Source organism: Aestuariirhabdus sp. LZHN29, assembly GCF_049985285.1.
Taxonomy (GTDB): Bacteria; Pseudomonadota; Gammaproteobacteria; order Pseudomonadales; family Aestuariirhabdaceae; genus Aestuariirhabdus.
The window spans coordinates 1,214,320-1,231,000 of the sequence record NZ_JBNIEU010000002.1 but is presented as its reverse complement, the minus strand read 5'-3'; the positions used below and the strand labels follow the sequence as shown (position 1 = coordinate 1,231,000).

The following is a 16,681-nucleotide window of genomic DNA, read 5'->3' as shown; positions in this document are numbered from 1 at the left end:
TTGGTGGGTGGTGACGGGATCGAACCGCCGACCCTCTGCTTGTAAGGCAGACGCTCTCCCAGCTGAGCTAACCACCCGGAAAGTGAAGCGAATTGTACTGACCCCGCAGCGTTAGTCAATGATTTTCTTGGTTTTTATAAAAGTGCGCTGCAGCATCAGGAGTATCCTGGCCCGCTATACCCCTGGTGCTTACAAAACGCTCAAACTGGGGCTATCGATCATGGGTTATCATTTGCAGCGTTTGTTCGGCAAGCTGCCTGACGGTAAGCGTGCCCCCCTCACGATACCATGTCGATGTCCATGACAACGCTCCGGTTAACAATCGTCGCAGAACAAAGGGATCACCCGATACCAGCCCCTCCTCGCGAGCTTGCAGGATCACGCTCAACCATAGGCCTTCATAGGTATCCCTGAGTTCAAGAATGCCCGCTTGCTTATCTTCGGGCAGGTTTCTCCACTCGAAAACCAGCACATTCATCGCCTCACCGGTAACACCATTGATCGACTCCAGTTCACAGAGAATCAATGTCAGTAGCTTCTCCCTAACCGACGTGGCCGAGCGCAACCCCTCCAACATCAAACGTGTATTGAATACGATGGTGTCATGCATCACCGCTTCAAGAATCTGATTCTTGTTTTTGAAGTGGTGAAAAATGCTACCCGACTGAATACCGACGGCGCTGGCCAGATCCCGCACCGTCGTGCGATCAAACCCCCGTACATGAAACAGGTGGGCGGCCGTCTTCAGCAAGCGCCCCTTGGCACTCTCGGGGTCCACAACCTCCATCGTAGAAAAACGCGCGTACAAAGCATCAAGACCGGGTAAATCCGTCACTTCATTGCTCATTGCGGAGCTTTCTCCTGTGTTCTGTTAACGTTTAGGCGCTCATCATATCCTGAATGGCTCACTTTACAAACCAAGCGCTTGCTTGGTAGGATCAAGCTACTCCAGTTAGGATAGAAAATCGATGAACAATACGAAAAAGACCACAATCGGTTGCGCATCCGCGTTTTGGGGTGATACCTCGACTGCTGCTGCCCAGCTTGTGCAGGGTGCCAAGCTGGATTATCTGGTATTCGACTATTTGGCCGAGGTCACCATGTCGATCATGGCCGGGGCTCGGATGAAAAATCCGGCTATGGGCTACGCTCCAGACTTTATCACTACCCTTGCTCCGTTACTGGAGGAGTTCGTTACCGCGAAAATACGGGTCATCAGCAACGCGGGGGGTATAAACCCTCAAGGCTGCGCACAAGCCCTACGCGGGGAGATAGAAAAACAGGGGCTGCCCTTAAAAGTAGCCGTCGTCGAGGGCGACAACCTGATGAGCCTTGCCAAACAGTTGGCTGATGAAGGGGTTCAGGAGATGTATACCAACGCCTCGCTCCCCAGGGGATTGGTCAGTATCAATGCCTATCTGGGTGCGGCAGCGATCACCGCAGCACTCGACGCAGGTGCCGACATTGTTATCACGGGTCGTGGCGTTGACAGTGCCGTGGTAACCGGCGCCCTTGTGCATGAATTTGGCTGGTCCTATGAAGATTTCGACAAGCTGGCCCAGGCCAGTCTCGCCGGCCATATCATCGAATGCGGTGCCCAATGCAGCGGGGGAAATTTTACCGATTGGGAAACCGTACCCGATTACGAAACCATTGGCTTCCCGTTTGTAGAGGTCGATGAAGACGGAAACTTCGTCGTCGGCAAAGCGGACGCCACCGGCGGGCTGGTCAGCGTAGCCACCGTCGCCGAGCAGGTTGTCTACGAGATCGGCGACCCCGGCAGCTACTATCTACCCGACGTCACTTGCGACTTTCGAAACATCCGCTTGAAACAGGATGGGGATAACCGAGTCGCCGTCTCTGGCGCAAAAGGACGCCCCCCGACCAACAGTTACAAAGTGTCCGCTACCTATATGGATGGCTTTCGGTGTACAGCGACCTGCCTTATCGGCGGGATTGACGCCCCAGCAAAAGCACGTCGGGTCGCAGAGGCGATCCTCAATAAGGTGTCGACCCTGCTGGGCAACGCCAACAAAGGTGACTTTAGTGCCCGATCGGTGGAGCTGCTCGGAACCGAGGCGACCTACGGCGCCCGTGGAAAACGTTGCGATACCCGTGAGGTGGTGCTCAAAATATCCGTCGCCCACCCATTCAAAGATGCCTTAATCCTCTTTTCCAGGGAGATCGCCCAGGCAGCCACAGGCATGGCGCCGGGACTCACCGGGCTGGTCGGTGGACGGCCCAATGTGCAACCGGTGATCAAACTCTTTTCATTTTTGATCGACAAATCCAGGGTTCCGGTGACATTTGAACTCGATAACCTTAAGGCGCCGGTTGGAATTTCAGTCTCCGGTACCCCCTATATAGCACCTTCTGCTGAACCAGCCTCCACTGACGACGATAGCTTGTTGCCCTGCAATGACAGTGTTCGTCTGATCGATCTGGCCTGGGCGCGTAGCGGCGACAAAGGCAATCACAGCAACATCGGGGTAATCGCTCGAAAAGCCGACTACTTGCCCTATATTCGTAACGGGTTATCCGAGCAACGCATCGCGGCGGAGTTTGCCCACCTGCTCGACCCTGACAACGGCAAGGTCATGCGCTGGGAGTGGCCCGGAATTAACGCGTTAAACTTTCTGCTGGAGAATAGCCTCGGCGGTGGCGGGATCGCCAGCTTGCGCATCGACCCTCAGGGAAAAGCCTTCGCCCAACAGCTGCTGGACCTTAAGATCCCAGTCCCTTCAGCTCTTGCCAGTAGCCTCCTAGCAACAGGAGTTCATCAATGAACTACCGCTCAATCTTCAACAGCAAGCTATTTGCTGATCACAACATCATCGTAACCGGCGGTGGTAGCGGCATTGGCCGCTGCACCGCCCACGAGCTCAGTGCCCTCGGTGCTCGGGTATATCTCATTGGGCGTAAGTTGGACAAGCTGGGAAGGGTTCAGCAAGAGATCATGGAAGATGGCGGCAAGGCGGAGTATCGAGTTTGTGATATTCGCGAGGAGGATGCTGTTACCGCCTGCGTGAAGTCGATTATTAGCGAATGTGGACAGCTCCATGGACTGGTTAATAACGCCGGCGGCCAGTACCCGGCACCCATGGCGGCCATTAACCAAAAGGGGTTTGAGACAGTCGTCCGCACCAACCTCACCGGTGGGTTCCTGTTTGCCCGGGAAGTCTATAACCAATCGATGTCCAAACACGGCGGTGCCATAGTCAATATTACCGCCGACAACTGGGGCGGAATGCCGGGCATGGCCCACTCGGGTGCAGCACGAGCGGGTATGGATAACCTGACCAAGACCGCAGCATACGAATGGGGCTGCGCCGGTGTTCGGGTCAATGCCGTCGCGCCTGGCTGGGTCGCATCCAGCGGTATGGATACCTACGAAGGCCCCTTCCGCGCGGTGATTCCAACCCTTGTAGAACAGGTGCCACTGAAGCGCCTGGCAACCGAAGCCGAAGTGAGTTCCCTGATCTGTTTTTTACTCAGCGAAGGCGCCAGTTTTATCAGCGGAGATACCATTCGCGTGGATGGGGCTGCCTCCCAGGGCTCAGGCGTATGGCCCCTGCCCAAAGCACGCAACTCCCATAGTTACAATGGGTTTCACCGAGCCGTAACACCCAACGTGTTGCAGAAGAAAGACTAACGCCTCCAGCAGGAACCCACCATGGCTATTTTTCAATCACAAATCGATACGGCATCAGCGCAATTCGAGCAAAACTGTCAAGCGATGCAGAGCGCGATTGATGGTTTTCGCGCTATCGAACAAAAGGTCATCGAGACCGCTGAAGCGGCCCGTGAAAAATTCGAAAATCGCGGCCAGCTGCTACCCAGGGATCGCATTCAAAGAGTTCTCGACCCGGGTTCACCCTTCCTGGAGTTATCGACCCTTGCAGGCTACAAAATGCACGACGATAAGGACGGCTCCCTCGCCGGCGGCGGAATAATAGCGGGGATCGGTTTTATCGCGGGTATTCGCGCATTGCTTATCGCCAACAACAGCGCGATCAAGGGGGGGACTATCTCCCCCTCCGGGCTGGAAAAATCCCTGCGACTCCAACAGATCGCCAAGGAAAACAAACTACCCATTGTCACCATGGCGGAGAGTGGCGGTGCCAACCTTAACTATGCCGCAGATATCTTCGTTGAAGGTGCGCGCGGGTTTGCCAATCAGGCACGGCTCTCCGCTGCGGGGATACCCCAAATCACCGTTGTCCACGGCAGTTCCACGGCAGGGGGGGCATACCAACCCGGCCTTTCTGACTATGTAATTGTGGTTCGCAACCGCGCCAAAATGTTTTTGGCAGGCCCCCCTCTCCTAAAGGCCGCCACCGGCGAGATCGCTAGCGACGAAGAGCTGGGTGGCGCCGAACTCCATGCAGAAATTGCCGGCACCGCGGAGTACCTCGGGGAGGACGATGCCGATGCACTTCGTATAGCCCGGGAGATCCTGCAACAACTTCCCTGGAACGAACAGCTTACCTACAAAGCAACGGCGACCTATAGCGAGCCACTCTACCCCCCCTCCGAACTATTGGGGGTCGTGCCAACGGACCCGAAGCAGCCCTACGATGTACGGGAAATAATCGCACGTATCGCCGATGGTTCCGAGTTTGTCGACTTCAAACCCCTGTTCGATAATCAAACGGTTTGTGGGCATCTTAAAATAGAGGGGTTGTCCTGCGGCATCATTGGCAACAATGCGCCCATTACCGCTAAAGGCGCCAATAAGGCTGCCCAATTTATCCAGCTTTGTGATCAGAGCCGCACGCCGATTCTATTTTTCCATAACACCACGGGATTTATGGTGGGCACCGAGTCGGAACGAAGCGGAATTATCAAGCACGGTTCAAAAATGATTCAGGCGGTGGCCAATGCTCGTGTACCCAAAATAACCATTGTTGTTGGCGGCTCTTACGGTGCGGGTAACTACGCCATGTGCGGTCGAGGACTGGACCCACAGTTTATATTCGCATGGCCCAATAGTCGTACTGCCGTTATGGGCGGGGCACAGGCTGGAAAAGTTTTGCGCATAGTGACCGAGCAAAAGCACGCTAAGCTCGGCAAAGAAGCCGACCCTAAAATGCTGGATATGATCGAACAGGTTACCGCACAAAAGCTGGATGCTAGCTCTACCGCCCTTTTCGGCACTGCCCGGCTTTGGGATGATGGTTTGATCGACCCCCGTGATACCCGCAGATTGCTTGGTTTCTTGCTGCAGACCTGTGACGAAGCAAACCGACGCGAACTCCAACCCAATAGCTTTGGCATTGCCCGCTTTTAGACCAAGACACCCTTTTTTGACAAGAGAGTTTGATCATGAAATTCACTCAGGAACACGAAGAGATTCGCCGCACCACCCGAAATTTTATCGAGAAAGAGGTCAACCCCTACGTCGACGAGTGGGAAAATGCGGGTATATTCCCCGCCCACGAACTCTTCAAAAAGATGGGCGATCTAGGCCTGTTAGGAATATCTAAACCAGAAAGCGTGGGTGGCATGGGGCTCGATTACTCCTATGAGCTGGTGGCCGCAGAGGAGCTAGGGGTGGCCCATTGCGGTGGAGTGCCACTTGCTATCGGGGTACAGACCAACATGGCAACTCCGGCCCTTGCCCGGTTTGCGGACAAGTCATTGCAGCAGGAGTTTCTCGCTCCAGCAATCGCCGGCGATCTGGTGGCCAGTATCGCGGTATCAGAGACCGGTGCAGGCTCCGATGTAGCCGGCATGAAAACCGCCGCCAGGAAGGATGGAGACGATTACATTATCAACGGTTCCAAGATGTGGATCACCACCTCAACCCAGGCCGATTTCTTCTGTCTGCTGGCGAACACCAGCGAAGGTAAGCCTCACAGTAATAAATCGTTGATCGTTGTGCCTGCCAATACCCCGGGCATCACGCTTTCAGAACCCCTGAATAAGCTGGGAATGCGCTCTTCGGATACCGCACAGGTTTTCTTTGATGATGTGAGAGTTCCGCAGCGCTATCGTATTGGTGGCGAGGGCGCAGGATTTATGATGCAGATGATCCAGTTCCAGGAGGAGCGTCTATGGGGAGCGGCAAACACCCTCAAAGCGTTGGAACGAGTCGTGGGCGAAACCATTACTTATTGTCGTGAACGCCACACCTTCGGCCAGCCCTTGATCGACAACCAGGTCATCCATTTCCGTATGGCTGAACTGCAAACCGAGATAGAAGCGTTGCGTGCCCTCACCTATCAGGCCTGTGAAACCTACATAGAGGGTAAGGATGTTACCAAGCTCGCCTCGATGGCCAAACTCAAAGGTGGCCGTTTGGCGCGGGAAGTTTCCGACGCCTGCCTGCAGTACTGGGGGGGCATGGGCTTTATGTGGGACAACGTCGCATCGCGCTCGTACCGTGACTCACGCCTTGCCTCCATCGGCGGTGGCGCGGACGAAATCATGCTTGGAATCATCTGCAAATACATGAATATTCTGCCCGCAAAAAGGAGGTCTTGAACATGGAGCCTCTACCGCTACCCGGTTATGAGACTATCAAGGTTGAGCTTGAGGGTCATTGCTTGCATCTCTGGCTACAAAGGCCATCCTCGCGCAATGCCATGAGCCTACAGATGGTGGAGGAACTTGCCAGTCTGTTCGATTTGATTGAACCACGCCGTGACATTCGAGCGCTTTTGATACGCGGTGCCGAGGGAAACTTTTGTGCCGGCGGCGACATCAAGGATATGGCCATAGCCAGAGCTACCGCCGCCACCGATGAGCGGGACCCTTTCTATGAGTTAAACAGGGCTTTTGGTCATATGATCACCCGGGCCAACCGACTTCCCCAGGTTGTTATTGCGGTGCTGGAGGGAGCGGTACTTGGAGGAGGATTTGGTTTGGCCTGCGTCTCCGACGTTGCCATAGCCGTTGACGGTGTCAAGTTTGGCCTGCCGGAAACGGGACTCGGAATTCCGCCAGCCCAGATCGCGCCCTTCGTCGTTAAACGTATCGGCCTTACCCAGGCCCGGCGCCTTATGCTGCTGGGTTCCCGATTCGGTGCCCAGGAGTCACTCGCCCTCGGACTGACCCATTACCACTCCAGCGCCTCCGAACTTCCCGGCTTGCTGGAGTCGATGATAAAACAGGTAAAACGCTGCGCTCCCGAGGCCAACGCCATTACCAAATCCCTGTTGCTGGCCAGCGACACAATGGAGCATGAAGCATTACTGGATCACGCCGCATCAAAGTTTGCCCAGGCAATTCGCAGCGACGAGGGCGGCGAAGGTACCCTGGCGTTCATACAAAAACGCCCTCCCTGCTGGGCTCAATAATCCATTAATTCGGCACGTTGGACCTGATAGGAGATTTTCGATGCCATCCATAGAAAAACTATTGATCGCCAACCGCGGAGAGATAGCCGTTCGTGTGTTACGTACCGCGCAAGCATTGGGCTACCCTACCGTTGCGGTATACAGCGATGTCGATAGGGATTCCCTTCATGTGCAACTGGCAGACGAAGCGGTATGCATCGGCGCAGGTCCGGTTCAAGACTCCTACCTAAACGTTGATAACATCATGCAGGCTGCACAAATCACGGGGGCGAATGCGATTCATCCAGGCTACGGTTTTCTGTCGGAAAACAGTGCATTTGCCCGCGCCTGCGAACAGGCTGGTCTGATCTTTATCGGCCCATCCCCCGATGCTATTCAACTCATGGGGTCAAAACGGCTATCAAAAATCGCCATGATCGAGGCAGGGGTACCCACCATCCCCGGCTACGAAGGGGAAGACCAATCCATAGAAACCCTCCGCAGCGAAGCCAGTAAGATTGGTTATCCCCTGATGATCAAAGCCTCTGCCGGTGGCGGTGGACGAGGCATGCGCCTGGTCACTGAGCCTACCGCGCTGGAGGATTCACTCAAGCGGGCCGCATCCGAGTCGCTAGCAGCCTTTGGTTGCGATGAACTGATTCTTGAGCGAGCCGTTATTGCTCCTCGCCACATCGAGATCCAGGTTTTTGGTGATCACAGTGGAGATGTGATCCACCTTGGCGAGCGCGACTGTTCTATCCAGAGGCGTCATCAGAAGGTTGTGGAGGAAGCCCCCTCCCCCTTTGTGGACGCGGAGTTACGCCAGCTAATGGGCAATGCCGCGGTGCAGGCGGCCAGGGCTTGCCAATACGTAGGCGCAGGAACGGTTGAATTTCTCGTCGATGCTGAGCGTAACTTCTACTTCCTTGAGATGAACACTCGTCTTCAGGTGGAGCACCCCGTAACGGAGTTGGTAACGGGTACCGATCTAGTTGCCTGGCAGCTGCAGATTGCCGAGGGAATGCCCCTACCGTTCAAGCAAGATGCGCTCAACCTCCACGGCCACGCAATAGAGGTTCGTCTCTACGCCGAAGACCCGGCACAACAGTACCTGCCTCAAACGGGCACCGTGGCGCGCTGGAGCCCGGCTGATTTCGAGGGCGTTCGCGTCGACCACAACCTGCAAAATGGTAGCCAGATCTCGCCCTTTTATGACTCCCTGCAAGCCAAGGTTATCTGCTGGGGGGAGACACGGGAAATTGCGCGGCGTCGACTGATTAGAGCGCTGGAAAAAACATCACTGTTGGGCGTAAAAACCAACAAAGAGTACCTGACAAACATCCTTCGCCACCCGCAGTTTATAGCCGCAAATGCCACGACTGCATTTATAGGGAGCCACTTCTGCGACGATCCGTCGTTATCATTAGCCCCGCACTCAGCGCTGGCCAACGCTTTGGCGGCGGCCCTTTTTGTATCTGAACCCAGACAGTACGCAAATAACCACTGTTGGCACAGCGCGGCCGACGCCAAATGTCGATTAAGGTTAACGTCCGGCGGGTTGGAATACCGCCTCGATTGCACCACTTCAGACCAGGGTGCGGTCATGGTAATAGAGCACAAAAACTCGACCGATCAAGCCGCCGACGATCTGATCAGAATTGACCAATATTCGGTAAAAGAGTCCGCAGAGGTAGAATTCGTTAGCGGCGGCCGTTTGCGCCGTGCCCCCTTTTATAAACAGGATAACAAACTGGAATTTGAGCTCGACGGCGTCCACTACCGATACGAAAACCGAACCCACGAAGCGGACCGCCAACAAAAAGAGGGAGCCGAAACCCAGGTCAAGGTTCCCATGGACGGCAGTCTAAGCGACATCATGGTGGCTATCGGTGATCAGGTTCAATGCGGTCAGTCGCTGGCCATTGTAGAAGCGATGAAAATGGAGCATCCCCTCAAAGCGGGTATCGACGGTATCGTTGAAACAATCCGCGGCGCGCGAGGTGACCAGGTCAAATCCCGACAGGTGCTGATTGAACTATCACCACTTTAAATAACCCAAATAGATGCCAAACCCGATCAGGAGCCTATCCGTTATGCAGTCCCTAAAAGGAAAAACCATTGTTATCACCGGCGGAAGCCGAGGCATAGGGCGTGAAATCGCACTACGTTGTGCACGGGATGGAGCGAATATCGTCATTGCCGCAAAATCAGCAACTGCACACCAGCACCTTGAGGGGACCATATATACCGTCGCGGAGGAGATTGAAGCCGCTGGAGGAGAGGCATTACCACTGCAGGTTGATGTGCGTCATCCCGAACAGGTCGAAACTATGGCTGCCAACGCCGTGGAAAAATTCGGTGGCATCGACGCGCTGATCAATAATGCCGGAGCAATACGCCTGACCAATGTCGAAAATACGGACGTTAAACGCTTTGATCTGATGAGCCAGGTAAATTCACGGGCGGTACTGGTCTGTGCCAAAGCCGTGTTGCCCTATCTCAAGAGATCCCAAAACCCCCATATTCTGAGTTTGTCCCCGCCCCTGGATTTGGATCCACGCTGGTTTCGCAATCACGCCCCCTACACTATTACCAAATACGGCATGTCGATGCTAAGCATAGGAATGGCTGAGGAGTTTCGCAGCAAGGGGATCGCGGTAAATACCCTCTGGCCACAAACCATTATTGCCACCGCTGCCATAGAGTTCGAACTCGGTGGCCGCAGGGCGTTTGACCGAGCCCGCACCCCGGCCATCATGGCCGACGCTGCCTGGGAGATCCTGTGCACCGAAAATCTTGAGATCACAGGCCGCAACCTTATTGATGAGGATCTGCTGCGCGAACGTGGTGTAACCGACTTCGACTGCTACCGCTATAACCCCGAAGGTGGGGAACTAATGCCCGATCTATTTGTGTAGGGCGTCCTCAAACAGCATCCTGTGGTCTCTGGTGCAGGGCCTTGACTGCCGTTATACTCGCCCCAAAATCACGTGACCGGACCTGCTTTGAGCCCTCCCCACTCCCTGCGATTACCCACTCTGGCCCTTCTCTGCGCCGTACTCCTGTGGAGCAGCTCTTTTATCGCCTTAAAGATCGCCTTCGAAAGCTATACACCGATGGTGGTGATTTTCGCGCGCATGGTAGCCGCAACCTGCTGCTTTATTCTTCTGCTTCCAATGCTTGGGCGCCCCAAGTACCGTAAAGGGGACTGGCGCTACCTGATCGCAATGGCCGCTTTTGAGCCCTGCCTTTACTTTATTTTTGAGGCCTATGCTCTAATAAATACCAGTGCTGCCCAAGCCGGAATGATATCCGCAACACTTCCCTTGCTGGTTGCATTGGGCGCTTATCTTTTCCTGAAGGAGAAAATAACCCGCCTTTCCCTGATCGGATTCTTCATCGCTGTCGCGGGTAGCCTCTGGCTGAGCCTTAGTAGTCCAACTGACGAACAGGCACCAAACCCGTTACTGGGAAATTTCCTTGAGCTGTTGGCAATGGCTTGTGCAGCCGGTTATACCCTGATCCTGAAGCACCTTTCAAGCCGCTACCGCCCCCTGTTTCTAACCGCGGTACAGGCACTGATTGGTGCCATCTTCTTTTTCCCTCTAGCCTTGCTTGAGGGGATGCCAACAACCATCGCACCAGACGCCTTGATGGCGATTCTTTATCTGGGCATTATCGTCACCCTCGGTGCCTACGGTTTGTTTAACTACGCCGTGGGCCAGATGCCGGCCTCCCTTGCTACAAGTTTTATCAACCTTCTTCCGCTGTGCACCGCACTGCTCGCTATGGCGGTACTCGGGGAACGATTCACCCTACCCCAACTGCTCGCCGGCGGAGTTGTGCTCATGGGGGTGTTTATCGGTCGTGTCGGCCACCGCTAGTGCAGAAGAGTTATCCTCAACCTTTTTCTCTAACCAACTATACCGGGCTGCCAGCTCGTTACAGGAGTACCGATAGAGCTCTGCTGTTAAATGCTCCAAAACAGGCCTGAATCTATAGCGTTTTCCTGTAACTTTTTCGAGTAAACGAGAGCAGTAATAGATTAGGCGATAACGTCGGTGGTCACTAAAATAGCGGTTTGGATTATTCCAAAGTATCCAGTTGTTGTAGCGCTGCACCCAACCTAGAAAAGGACGCTGCAATGGATGCAAAAGTTTTCGAGCCACCAGGTCTTTCAGAAATGCTTTTCTATAAGCGGGATCAAGGGGAAGTTCCGGAGTAGGCATCATCACTACGGACCCCATCTTACTTTGCCCAAAGTTTTCTCGGCTCACTCCCGCCTCTTCGGCTATTCTGCGCGGAATGGGGCGATCGTAGTCATTATTGAGTCGCCAGGGACTCATCTCTTCAGACTCTGTAATGTCATGAACACTAAGCCTCTGAACCGCACCAATCAGAGGTACCGTTATATGGACAATGTTGTGCCATAACCTCACTTCACTCATACCGAAGCCGCCGAGATCCCCCTTTTTCAGCAGGTTATCCGCATCGCCCTCGTAATGGGCATGCTCCATTCCGCGCCAGGTGTACCACAGCTCACCCGCGTTACCGGTCAACAGCACGGATGGTTTGTCTACTTTGGCAAAAATGGGGAGCACGTTTCTATCTTCATTATTGTGTACCGCCGCGTTCATAAAAATTTCAAGTTCCGGGTATCTCTCGAAATCACTCCTTTCAATCACCTCACATTCGAAGCCGAGCTGGGAAGCGATCTCCGAACCCTCGTCGCTTGGGCCTACACGTTTTTTTCCCGAACGATAAACCTCACCAATAGGTTTAGAGTCCCTACAGGTGAACGCTCTTAAAGGATACTTTTTATTTAGCAATGCGTTGATCGCGGTAGAATCGTAGCCCCGGGACTGGGTCGTCACCAGCTCATAGCGGGTATGTCTTGATTGGTAACGGGCATTATCTATGCATCCATGCAGGCTCGCCTGGAGATACTCCTTGTAATGGGTATAGGAGCGAAAAGCGTTCGGCCTTTTCTTTTCAACCACCTCATAGTCGCTCTCGTTAATCAAAAGGTTATGATGAATAAATCGATTTATTGTTCCGCCACTTACCGGCACCTGAACGATAACCTGTTCCAGACCCCGTGTACGCAACTGGTTCAATGCAGCGTACTCAGTGCAACCAGGAACAAGCCTTTTTCCTAACCCTGCAAGTAAAAGAACCTGAGAGTTGGATGCGTAAAAAGCCCCGCTTTGTTGACAAAAATAGATAGGCTCCAGGGGTGATGTGCAGGCACAGATCAAAATCGTATTGCCCGTAAAGCACACACAACTCCCGAACAGATTCAGGCTTTGCTCAGGATGCCCCTCACTAAAACTCTCTGACCATACCCCCTCTACCAGCCTCCCGTTAATCCACTCGACACCCGCGCCATAGGTGACACTCGCGCTTCTACCGTGACGCTGTAGAAACCAGCCCAGCGGAGGCATACGCTCATCCAGTATCCTGCTTAGCTCCATCCTAACTCCAGTGTTGACTCTATAGTGCCCCGAGCCGGTCGGGTTAATTTAGGGAGCTCCTTTGTGTTGCTAGGGCGCTGGGCAAATGCAGGACTCCCAAAAGATCTGTCTGCAACTATCTGAAATGGCCAACCCTCGTTTGATCTAATATAGCTGCGTTAACGGCCATAAAGAAAAAACGTTCGCCAAAAAACCTATTAGTGGTCAACTACTACACTAGTCTAAAAGAAACGGGACCTGGAAAAAAAGCCTGAAGGGTGAACGAGTGACCAGCGACTTTGCGCCTGAAACCGCCCCACAAAGGGGTCCACTACTCCCCCGGAGCAGCGCCAAACACACAGACCGATGCATATAGAACTTATTTTTTATGGCTAATAGATATATTTGGGCGATGCGCCCTCAACGCTGTGTTATATACTGAAACCGACCATCGCAAACGGAATGCGGCGCCGAAAAGGGACTTAGTGTGAGTAGCATAAGAATATTCAATCACCATATAAAAACGCCCTACCTAATTCTCGGACTCGTGGAGTCTGCGCTCTTTTTCACCGGTATTTTCTGTGCGATCTGGCTACGCTACGAATCGCTGGCTCCGGAGCTGGATAACCCGGATCTGCTCCCCCTGACGTACCGCGCGGTTCTGGTGAGCGCAACTTTCATCGTCTGTATGTACGCACTGGGGATGTATCAATCGCGATTGCGGGAAGGCTCCAGCGGACTGATACTGCGGACGCTGATCAGCTTCACCCTGGCCAACATAACATTGGCACTATTTTATTATCTGGTACCCGAGCTTATTATCGGCCGGGGAGTGTTCTTTATTTCGGCTGCCATTAACTTATTGTTTCTCGCCGCGACTCGACTTGTATTTGGAAAGTTGGTCGATGAAAAACTGCTCCGCATACGCGTGCTCGTCCTGGGTGCGGGACAACGAGCCAATCTCATTGCCAGCCGATTCCGCCGAGAGTCCGACCGCCGAGGGTTCAAAATCGTCGGTTACCTACCCACTCCTGGTGAAGAGTTTATCTGTAAGGATCGCGCCATTGAAACCGATCTGTCGCTAAGCAAGCTCTGCATTGCGCACCAAATTGATGAGGTTGTCGTTGCGGTAGATGACCGGCGTCAGTTTTTACCGGTCAACGAACTCCTTGAATGCAAAATGTTGGGTATCGAGGTAATTGATGAGGTCAGCTTTTTTGAACGAGAGACCGGAACCATAGAAATAGAGCTGCTAAGCCCTGGATGGATAATTTTTTCCGACGGATTCCATACGGGCGTTTACCAGCTGGAAACGCGCAGGCTGTTCGATATTCTATCGGCATTATCCCTACTGCTTCTCAGTGCCCCCATTCTTATTCTTACCTGGATGGCAATTAAACTCGTCGACGGCATCGCATACCCCGCTCTATACCGACAAACAAGAACCGGCTTAGGGGGTAAACCTTTTGAATTATTGAAATTTAGAAGCATGATCATGGAAGCTGAAAAAAACGGTGCGGTGTGGGCATCCGAAGACGATCCTCGAACAACTCGAATCGGAAAATTTATAAGAAAATACCGTATTGATGAGCTACCCCAGCTGGTCAATGTCCTAAAAGGGGAGATGAGTTTCGTAGGGCCCCGTCCGGAGCGTCCAGAGTTTGTTGAAACACTAAAGGTGGAGATACCCTATTACGACGAACGCCATCGCATAAAGCCTGGTCTTGTAGGCTGGGCCCAACTTTGCTACCCCTACGGCGCCACAGTGAATGATTCACGTCAAAAATTTAAATACGACCTCTACTACCTAAAAAACCATAGCCTTTTTCTCGATATACTGATTTTGATTCAAACGGCAGAGGTCATACTTTTCGGCAAGGGTGCACGATAGCGATGCCTGTTTCACGCATCATTAGAAGCAGCTCAATTTCCGATGCTTAGTCAACAGCTCCGCCATAACACCTTATGGATGCTTGGAGGTAATGTCGGGCAAAATATACTTATGTTTGTTTCAGGAGTGGTTCTGGCCCGGCTACTCGCTCCTGCCGACTTCGGCATGTTGGTTACCATACAGGTGTTCACCGGGGCCGCAGGCCTTATCGCCGCTGGGGGGATGGGGATTGCGTTGGTCCAGGCTAAAAAGCTCGAGGTCGACGACGCCAATATAGTGTTTACGGTGCAGAGTATGATCTGCCTGCTCATCTTTCTGGCTTTCTACGCTATAGCCCCCTCGTTTTCCGAATGGTTTAGCGATCCCGAGTACCGGGATATGCTGCGAGTTTCCGCGCTCTCCTTTCTTATCCGTCCGCTATCCAATATCCCATCGGCTCTTCTTAATCGTGACCAACGAATAAGAGAAATTGCCGTCGTCCGCATGATCACCCTGATAGTAAGTTCCAGTTGTAGTATCTATCTCGCAACGGAGAACTTTCAGGCCTGGAGCCTGATTATCGGAGGATTGATCGGAGCTGTTTTTCAGGCGGTGGTACTGATCAGATTGAGTCGCTGGACCCCAAAGTATCGTTACCAACACCAGACTGCAACTCAACTCGGGTGGTTCGGGATGAAGTTTGCGTCTATTGAGATCGTCATTTACACACGCAAACAGCTGGAAAATCTCATTACGAGCTATCAGCTTGGAACCCACCAGGTTGGTTTATTGAACAAGGCTAGCAGCCTTGCAGAGATGCCCACTAAAATCGTTGTATCCTCGGCGTACAAAACCCTGTTCCGTGCTCTGTCGGCGCTTCAGGACAACAGGGATCAATCCACCTACCTTTTCCGTAAAACATTAATCATGATGCAAGCGATCAGTTGGCCTTTTTACGTGGGCTTAGCCTGGATTGCAGAGCCTTTTGTATTGCTCGTCTATGGAGAGAAATGGCTGTTTTGCGTACCTGCACTACAGGTGTTTTGCGTTGTTTCAATGCTCAGTACTGTTTCGATCTATTCGGGAGCGGTTGTGGCGGCACAAAACCAGCTGGGGAAAGAGATACCCATCCAACTTCAGGCGACGGTTATAAAATTGGTGGCAGTGCTTATAGGGGTACAGTGGGGCATCGTTGGAGTAGCAATGGCGATGCTTCCCAGCTTTGCCTATTTATCGTTAAGGATGTCGAGGTTGGCATGCCGAACCTTAGGAGGCTCTTTCTCCATCGTTCCTCGGTCAATGGTTCCGGCTCTTATCATGAACCTGGCCATGGTCGCGGCTTTACTCCTGAGTGATTACCTTATCATCGACCACCAGAGTTGGTTTTACCTGCTAGGCACCGCTACTTGGGGCGCGCTAGTCTACCTGCTACTTGTACTCCTGGCACCCGTTCCAGAGCTCCGCCAGGAGAGCCAGCGCTGGCTCCAGCTTGCCAAAGACTCACTGCTCTGGAGCCGTAAAAACAATCAATAAACAGGTCGCTATTAACTGAAAAAGCCTCTTTTTATCAACGGCTCTCCTTGGTTTTTTTTAACCTGCACACATCGATCATCCCATAATTGCACCATAGCAAAATCTTTTTGATTGGTGACTATAAGGTCTCCGAGCCCCTGCTCGGCCAACCAACGTTTAACGGGAGGGATATACTCCGGGACCGATGCCCGGGCGGTAAATATACGCACATCTTCCCCCTGTTGAATCCAGGCTTTTACGCGCCGCAGCATCGGCTCGATGGGCTTACCCACGTGGGCAGGTCCGCGCCAGTGATCGTAGTGGGCAAGGGTTCCGTCAAGATCAACACCAATCCAACCCTCCATCTTCAACTCCTGTCAGTATTTTTAACATTCTAGGATACGCCTGGATATTAGGTATAGCTAACCAACTGATAAACGTAAACTTATCCAGCTCGGTATAGTATTTGCTCAATGATTACTCCAGGAGCTAGCGTTACGAAGGAGCAGGGTTCAATTCCAGCCACTATGCTGTACGGCCGGCACATTGGGAGGCAAGTCCACCCG

General features: G+C 53.1%; 13 protein-coding genes and 1 tRNA gene. 10 read left to right on the top strand and 4 right to left on the bottom strand.

Translation table 11 applies throughout. From position 1 onward, the window contains the following. Position 1 precedes the first annotated feature (1 nt). Positions 2-77 (bottom strand) — tRNA-Val (locus tag ACP3PW_RS12420). A gap of 134 nt (positions 78-211) precedes the next feature. Continuing rightward, the gene (locus ACP3PW_RS12415) at positions 212-847 is read right to left on the bottom strand and encodes a TetR/AcrR family transcriptional regulator (protein WP_426417015.1); all 636 of its coding nucleotides are present in this window, start codon (positions 845-847) and stop codon (positions 212-214) included. Positions 848-968: 121 nt separating this feature from the next. On the opposite strand from ACP3PW_RS12415, the gene ACP3PW_RS12410 reads away from it, so the two are divergent. The 8 genes from ACP3PW_RS12410 to ACP3PW_RS12375 all read left to right on the top strand — a co-directional run bounded on the left by ACP3PW_RS12410 (position 969) and on the right by ACP3PW_RS12375 (position 11,164). Next, positions 969-2,786, top strand: a complete 1,818-nt coding sequence (locus ACP3PW_RS12410; protein WP_426417014.1) for an acyclic terpene utilization AtuA family protein — start codon at positions 969-971, stop codon at positions 2,784-2,786. Further along, positions 2,783-3,652, top strand: coding sequence for an SDR family oxidoreductase (locus ACP3PW_RS12405; protein WP_426417013.1), 870 nt, complete (start codon positions 2,783-2,785; stop codon positions 3,650-3,652). The genes ACP3PW_RS12410 and ACP3PW_RS12405 overlap by 4 nt, the downstream gene beginning before the upstream one ends. A gap of 21 nt (positions 3,653-3,673) precedes the next feature. After that, on the top strand, positions 3,674-5,290 hold the full coding sequence (locus tag ACP3PW_RS12400) for an acyl-CoA carboxylase subunit beta (RefSeq protein WP_426417012.1): 1,617 nt from the start codon (positions 3,674-3,676) through the stop codon (positions 5,288-5,290). A gap of 35 nt (positions 5,291-5,325) precedes the next feature. Beyond that, a complete protein-coding gene (locus ACP3PW_RS12395) occupies positions 5,326-6,486 on the top strand; it encodes an acyl-CoA dehydrogenase family protein (protein ID WP_426417011.1) in 1,161 nt (386 codons plus the stop codon). A 2-nt stretch (positions 6,487-6,488) separates the two neighbouring features. Then, positions 6,489-7,301: an enoyl-CoA hydratase/isomerase family protein gene (locus tag ACP3PW_RS12390; RefSeq protein ID WP_426417010.1), complete on the top strand. Its 813-nt coding sequence runs from the start codon at positions 6,489-6,491 to the stop codon at positions 7,299-7,301. Positions 7,302-7,341: 40 nt separating this feature from the next. Next, complete coding sequence (locus tag ACP3PW_RS12385; RefSeq protein ID WP_426417009.1) at positions 7,342-9,330, top strand: acetyl/propionyl/methylcrotonyl-CoA carboxylase subunit alpha; 1,989 nt, start codon at positions 7,342-7,344, stop codon at positions 9,328-9,330. A 43-nt stretch (positions 9,331-9,373) separates the two neighbouring features. Further along, a complete protein-coding gene (locus ACP3PW_RS12380; RefSeq protein ID WP_426417008.1) occupies positions 9,374-10,198 on the top strand; it encodes an SDR family oxidoreductase in 825 nt (274 codons plus the stop codon). An 87-nt stretch (positions 10,199-10,285) separates the two neighbouring features. Next, a complete protein-coding gene (locus ACP3PW_RS12375) occupies positions 10,286-11,164 on the top strand; it encodes a DMT family transporter (protein ID WP_426417007.1) in 879 nt (292 codons plus the stop codon). On the opposite strand, the gene ACP3PW_RS12370 is transcribed toward ACP3PW_RS12375, so the two are convergent. After that, entirely contained in the window at positions 11,096-12,754 is a 1,659-nt protein-coding gene (locus ACP3PW_RS12370) for a hypothetical protein (RefSeq protein WP_426417006.1), read from the bottom strand. The two genes, ACP3PW_RS12375 and ACP3PW_RS12370, sit on opposite strands and share 69 nt — an antisense overlap. A gap of 466 nt (positions 12,755-13,220) precedes the next feature. Between ACP3PW_RS12370 and ACP3PW_RS12365 the strand changes: the two genes are divergently transcribed. Together ACP3PW_RS12365 and ACP3PW_RS12360 are read left to right on the top strand one after the other, a co-directional pair. Further along, positions 13,221-14,624: a TIGR03013 family XrtA/PEP-CTERM system glycosyltransferase gene (locus tag ACP3PW_RS12365; RefSeq protein ID WP_426417005.1), complete on the top strand. Its 1,404-nt coding sequence runs from the start codon at positions 13,221-13,223 to the stop codon at positions 14,622-14,624. A gap of 42 nt (positions 14,625-14,666) precedes the next feature. After that, positions 14,667-16,136 (top strand): lipopolysaccharide biosynthesis protein, encoded by a 1,470-nt coding sequence (locus tag ACP3PW_RS12360; RefSeq protein WP_426417004.1) that lies wholly within the window; start codon positions 14,667-14,669, stop codon positions 16,134-16,136. 11 nt (positions 16,137-16,147) lie between these two features. On the opposite strand, the gene ACP3PW_RS12355 is transcribed toward ACP3PW_RS12360, so the two are convergent. Next, complete coding sequence (locus ACP3PW_RS12355; protein WP_426417003.1) at positions 16,148-16,480, bottom strand: hypothetical protein; 333 nt, start codon at positions 16,478-16,480, stop codon at positions 16,148-16,150. Between the last annotated feature and the right edge of the window lie 201 nt (positions 16,481-16,681).

Bases quoted from the DNA above. Each gene is read 5' to 3' on its own strand.
- ACP3PW_RS12415 (WP_426417015.1), bottom strand. From the start codon at position 847: ATGAGCAATGAAGTGACGGATTTACCCGGTCTTGATGCTTTGTACGCG.
- ACP3PW_RS12410 (WP_426417014.1), top strand. From the start codon at position 969: ATGAACAATACGAAAAAGACCACAATCGGTTGCGCATCCGCGTTTTGG.
- ACP3PW_RS12405 (WP_426417013.1), top strand. From the start codon at position 2,783: ATGAACTACCGCTCAATCTTCAACAGCAAGCTATTTGCTGATCACAAC.
- ACP3PW_RS12400 (WP_426417012.1), top strand. From the start codon at position 3,674: ATGGCTATTTTTCAATCACAAATCGATACGGCATCAGCGCAATTCGAG.
- ACP3PW_RS12395 (WP_426417011.1), top strand. From the start codon at position 5,326: ATGAAATTCACTCAGGAACACGAAGAGATTCGCCGCACCACCCGAAAT.
- ACP3PW_RS12390 (WP_426417010.1), top strand. From the start codon at position 6,489: ATGGAGCCTCTACCGCTACCCGGTTATGAGACTATCAAGGTTGAGCTT.
- ACP3PW_RS12385 (WP_426417009.1), top strand. From the start codon at position 7,342: ATGCCATCCATAGAAAAACTATTGATCGCCAACCGCGGAGAGATAGCC.
- ACP3PW_RS12380 (WP_426417008.1), top strand. From the start codon at position 9,374: ATGCAGTCCCTAAAAGGAAAAACCATTGTTATCACCGGCGGAAGCCGA.
- ACP3PW_RS12370 (WP_426417006.1), bottom strand. From the start codon at position 12,754: ATGGAGCTAAGCAGGATACTGGATGAGCGTATGCCTCCGCTGGGCTGG.
- ACP3PW_RS12360 (WP_426417004.1), top strand. From the start codon at position 14,667: ATGCTTAGTCAACAGCTCCGCCATAACACCTTATGGATGCTTGGAGGT.
- ACP3PW_RS12355 (WP_426417003.1), bottom strand. From the start codon at position 16,480: ATGGAGGGTTGGATTGGTGTTGATCTTGACGGAACCCTTGCCCACTAC.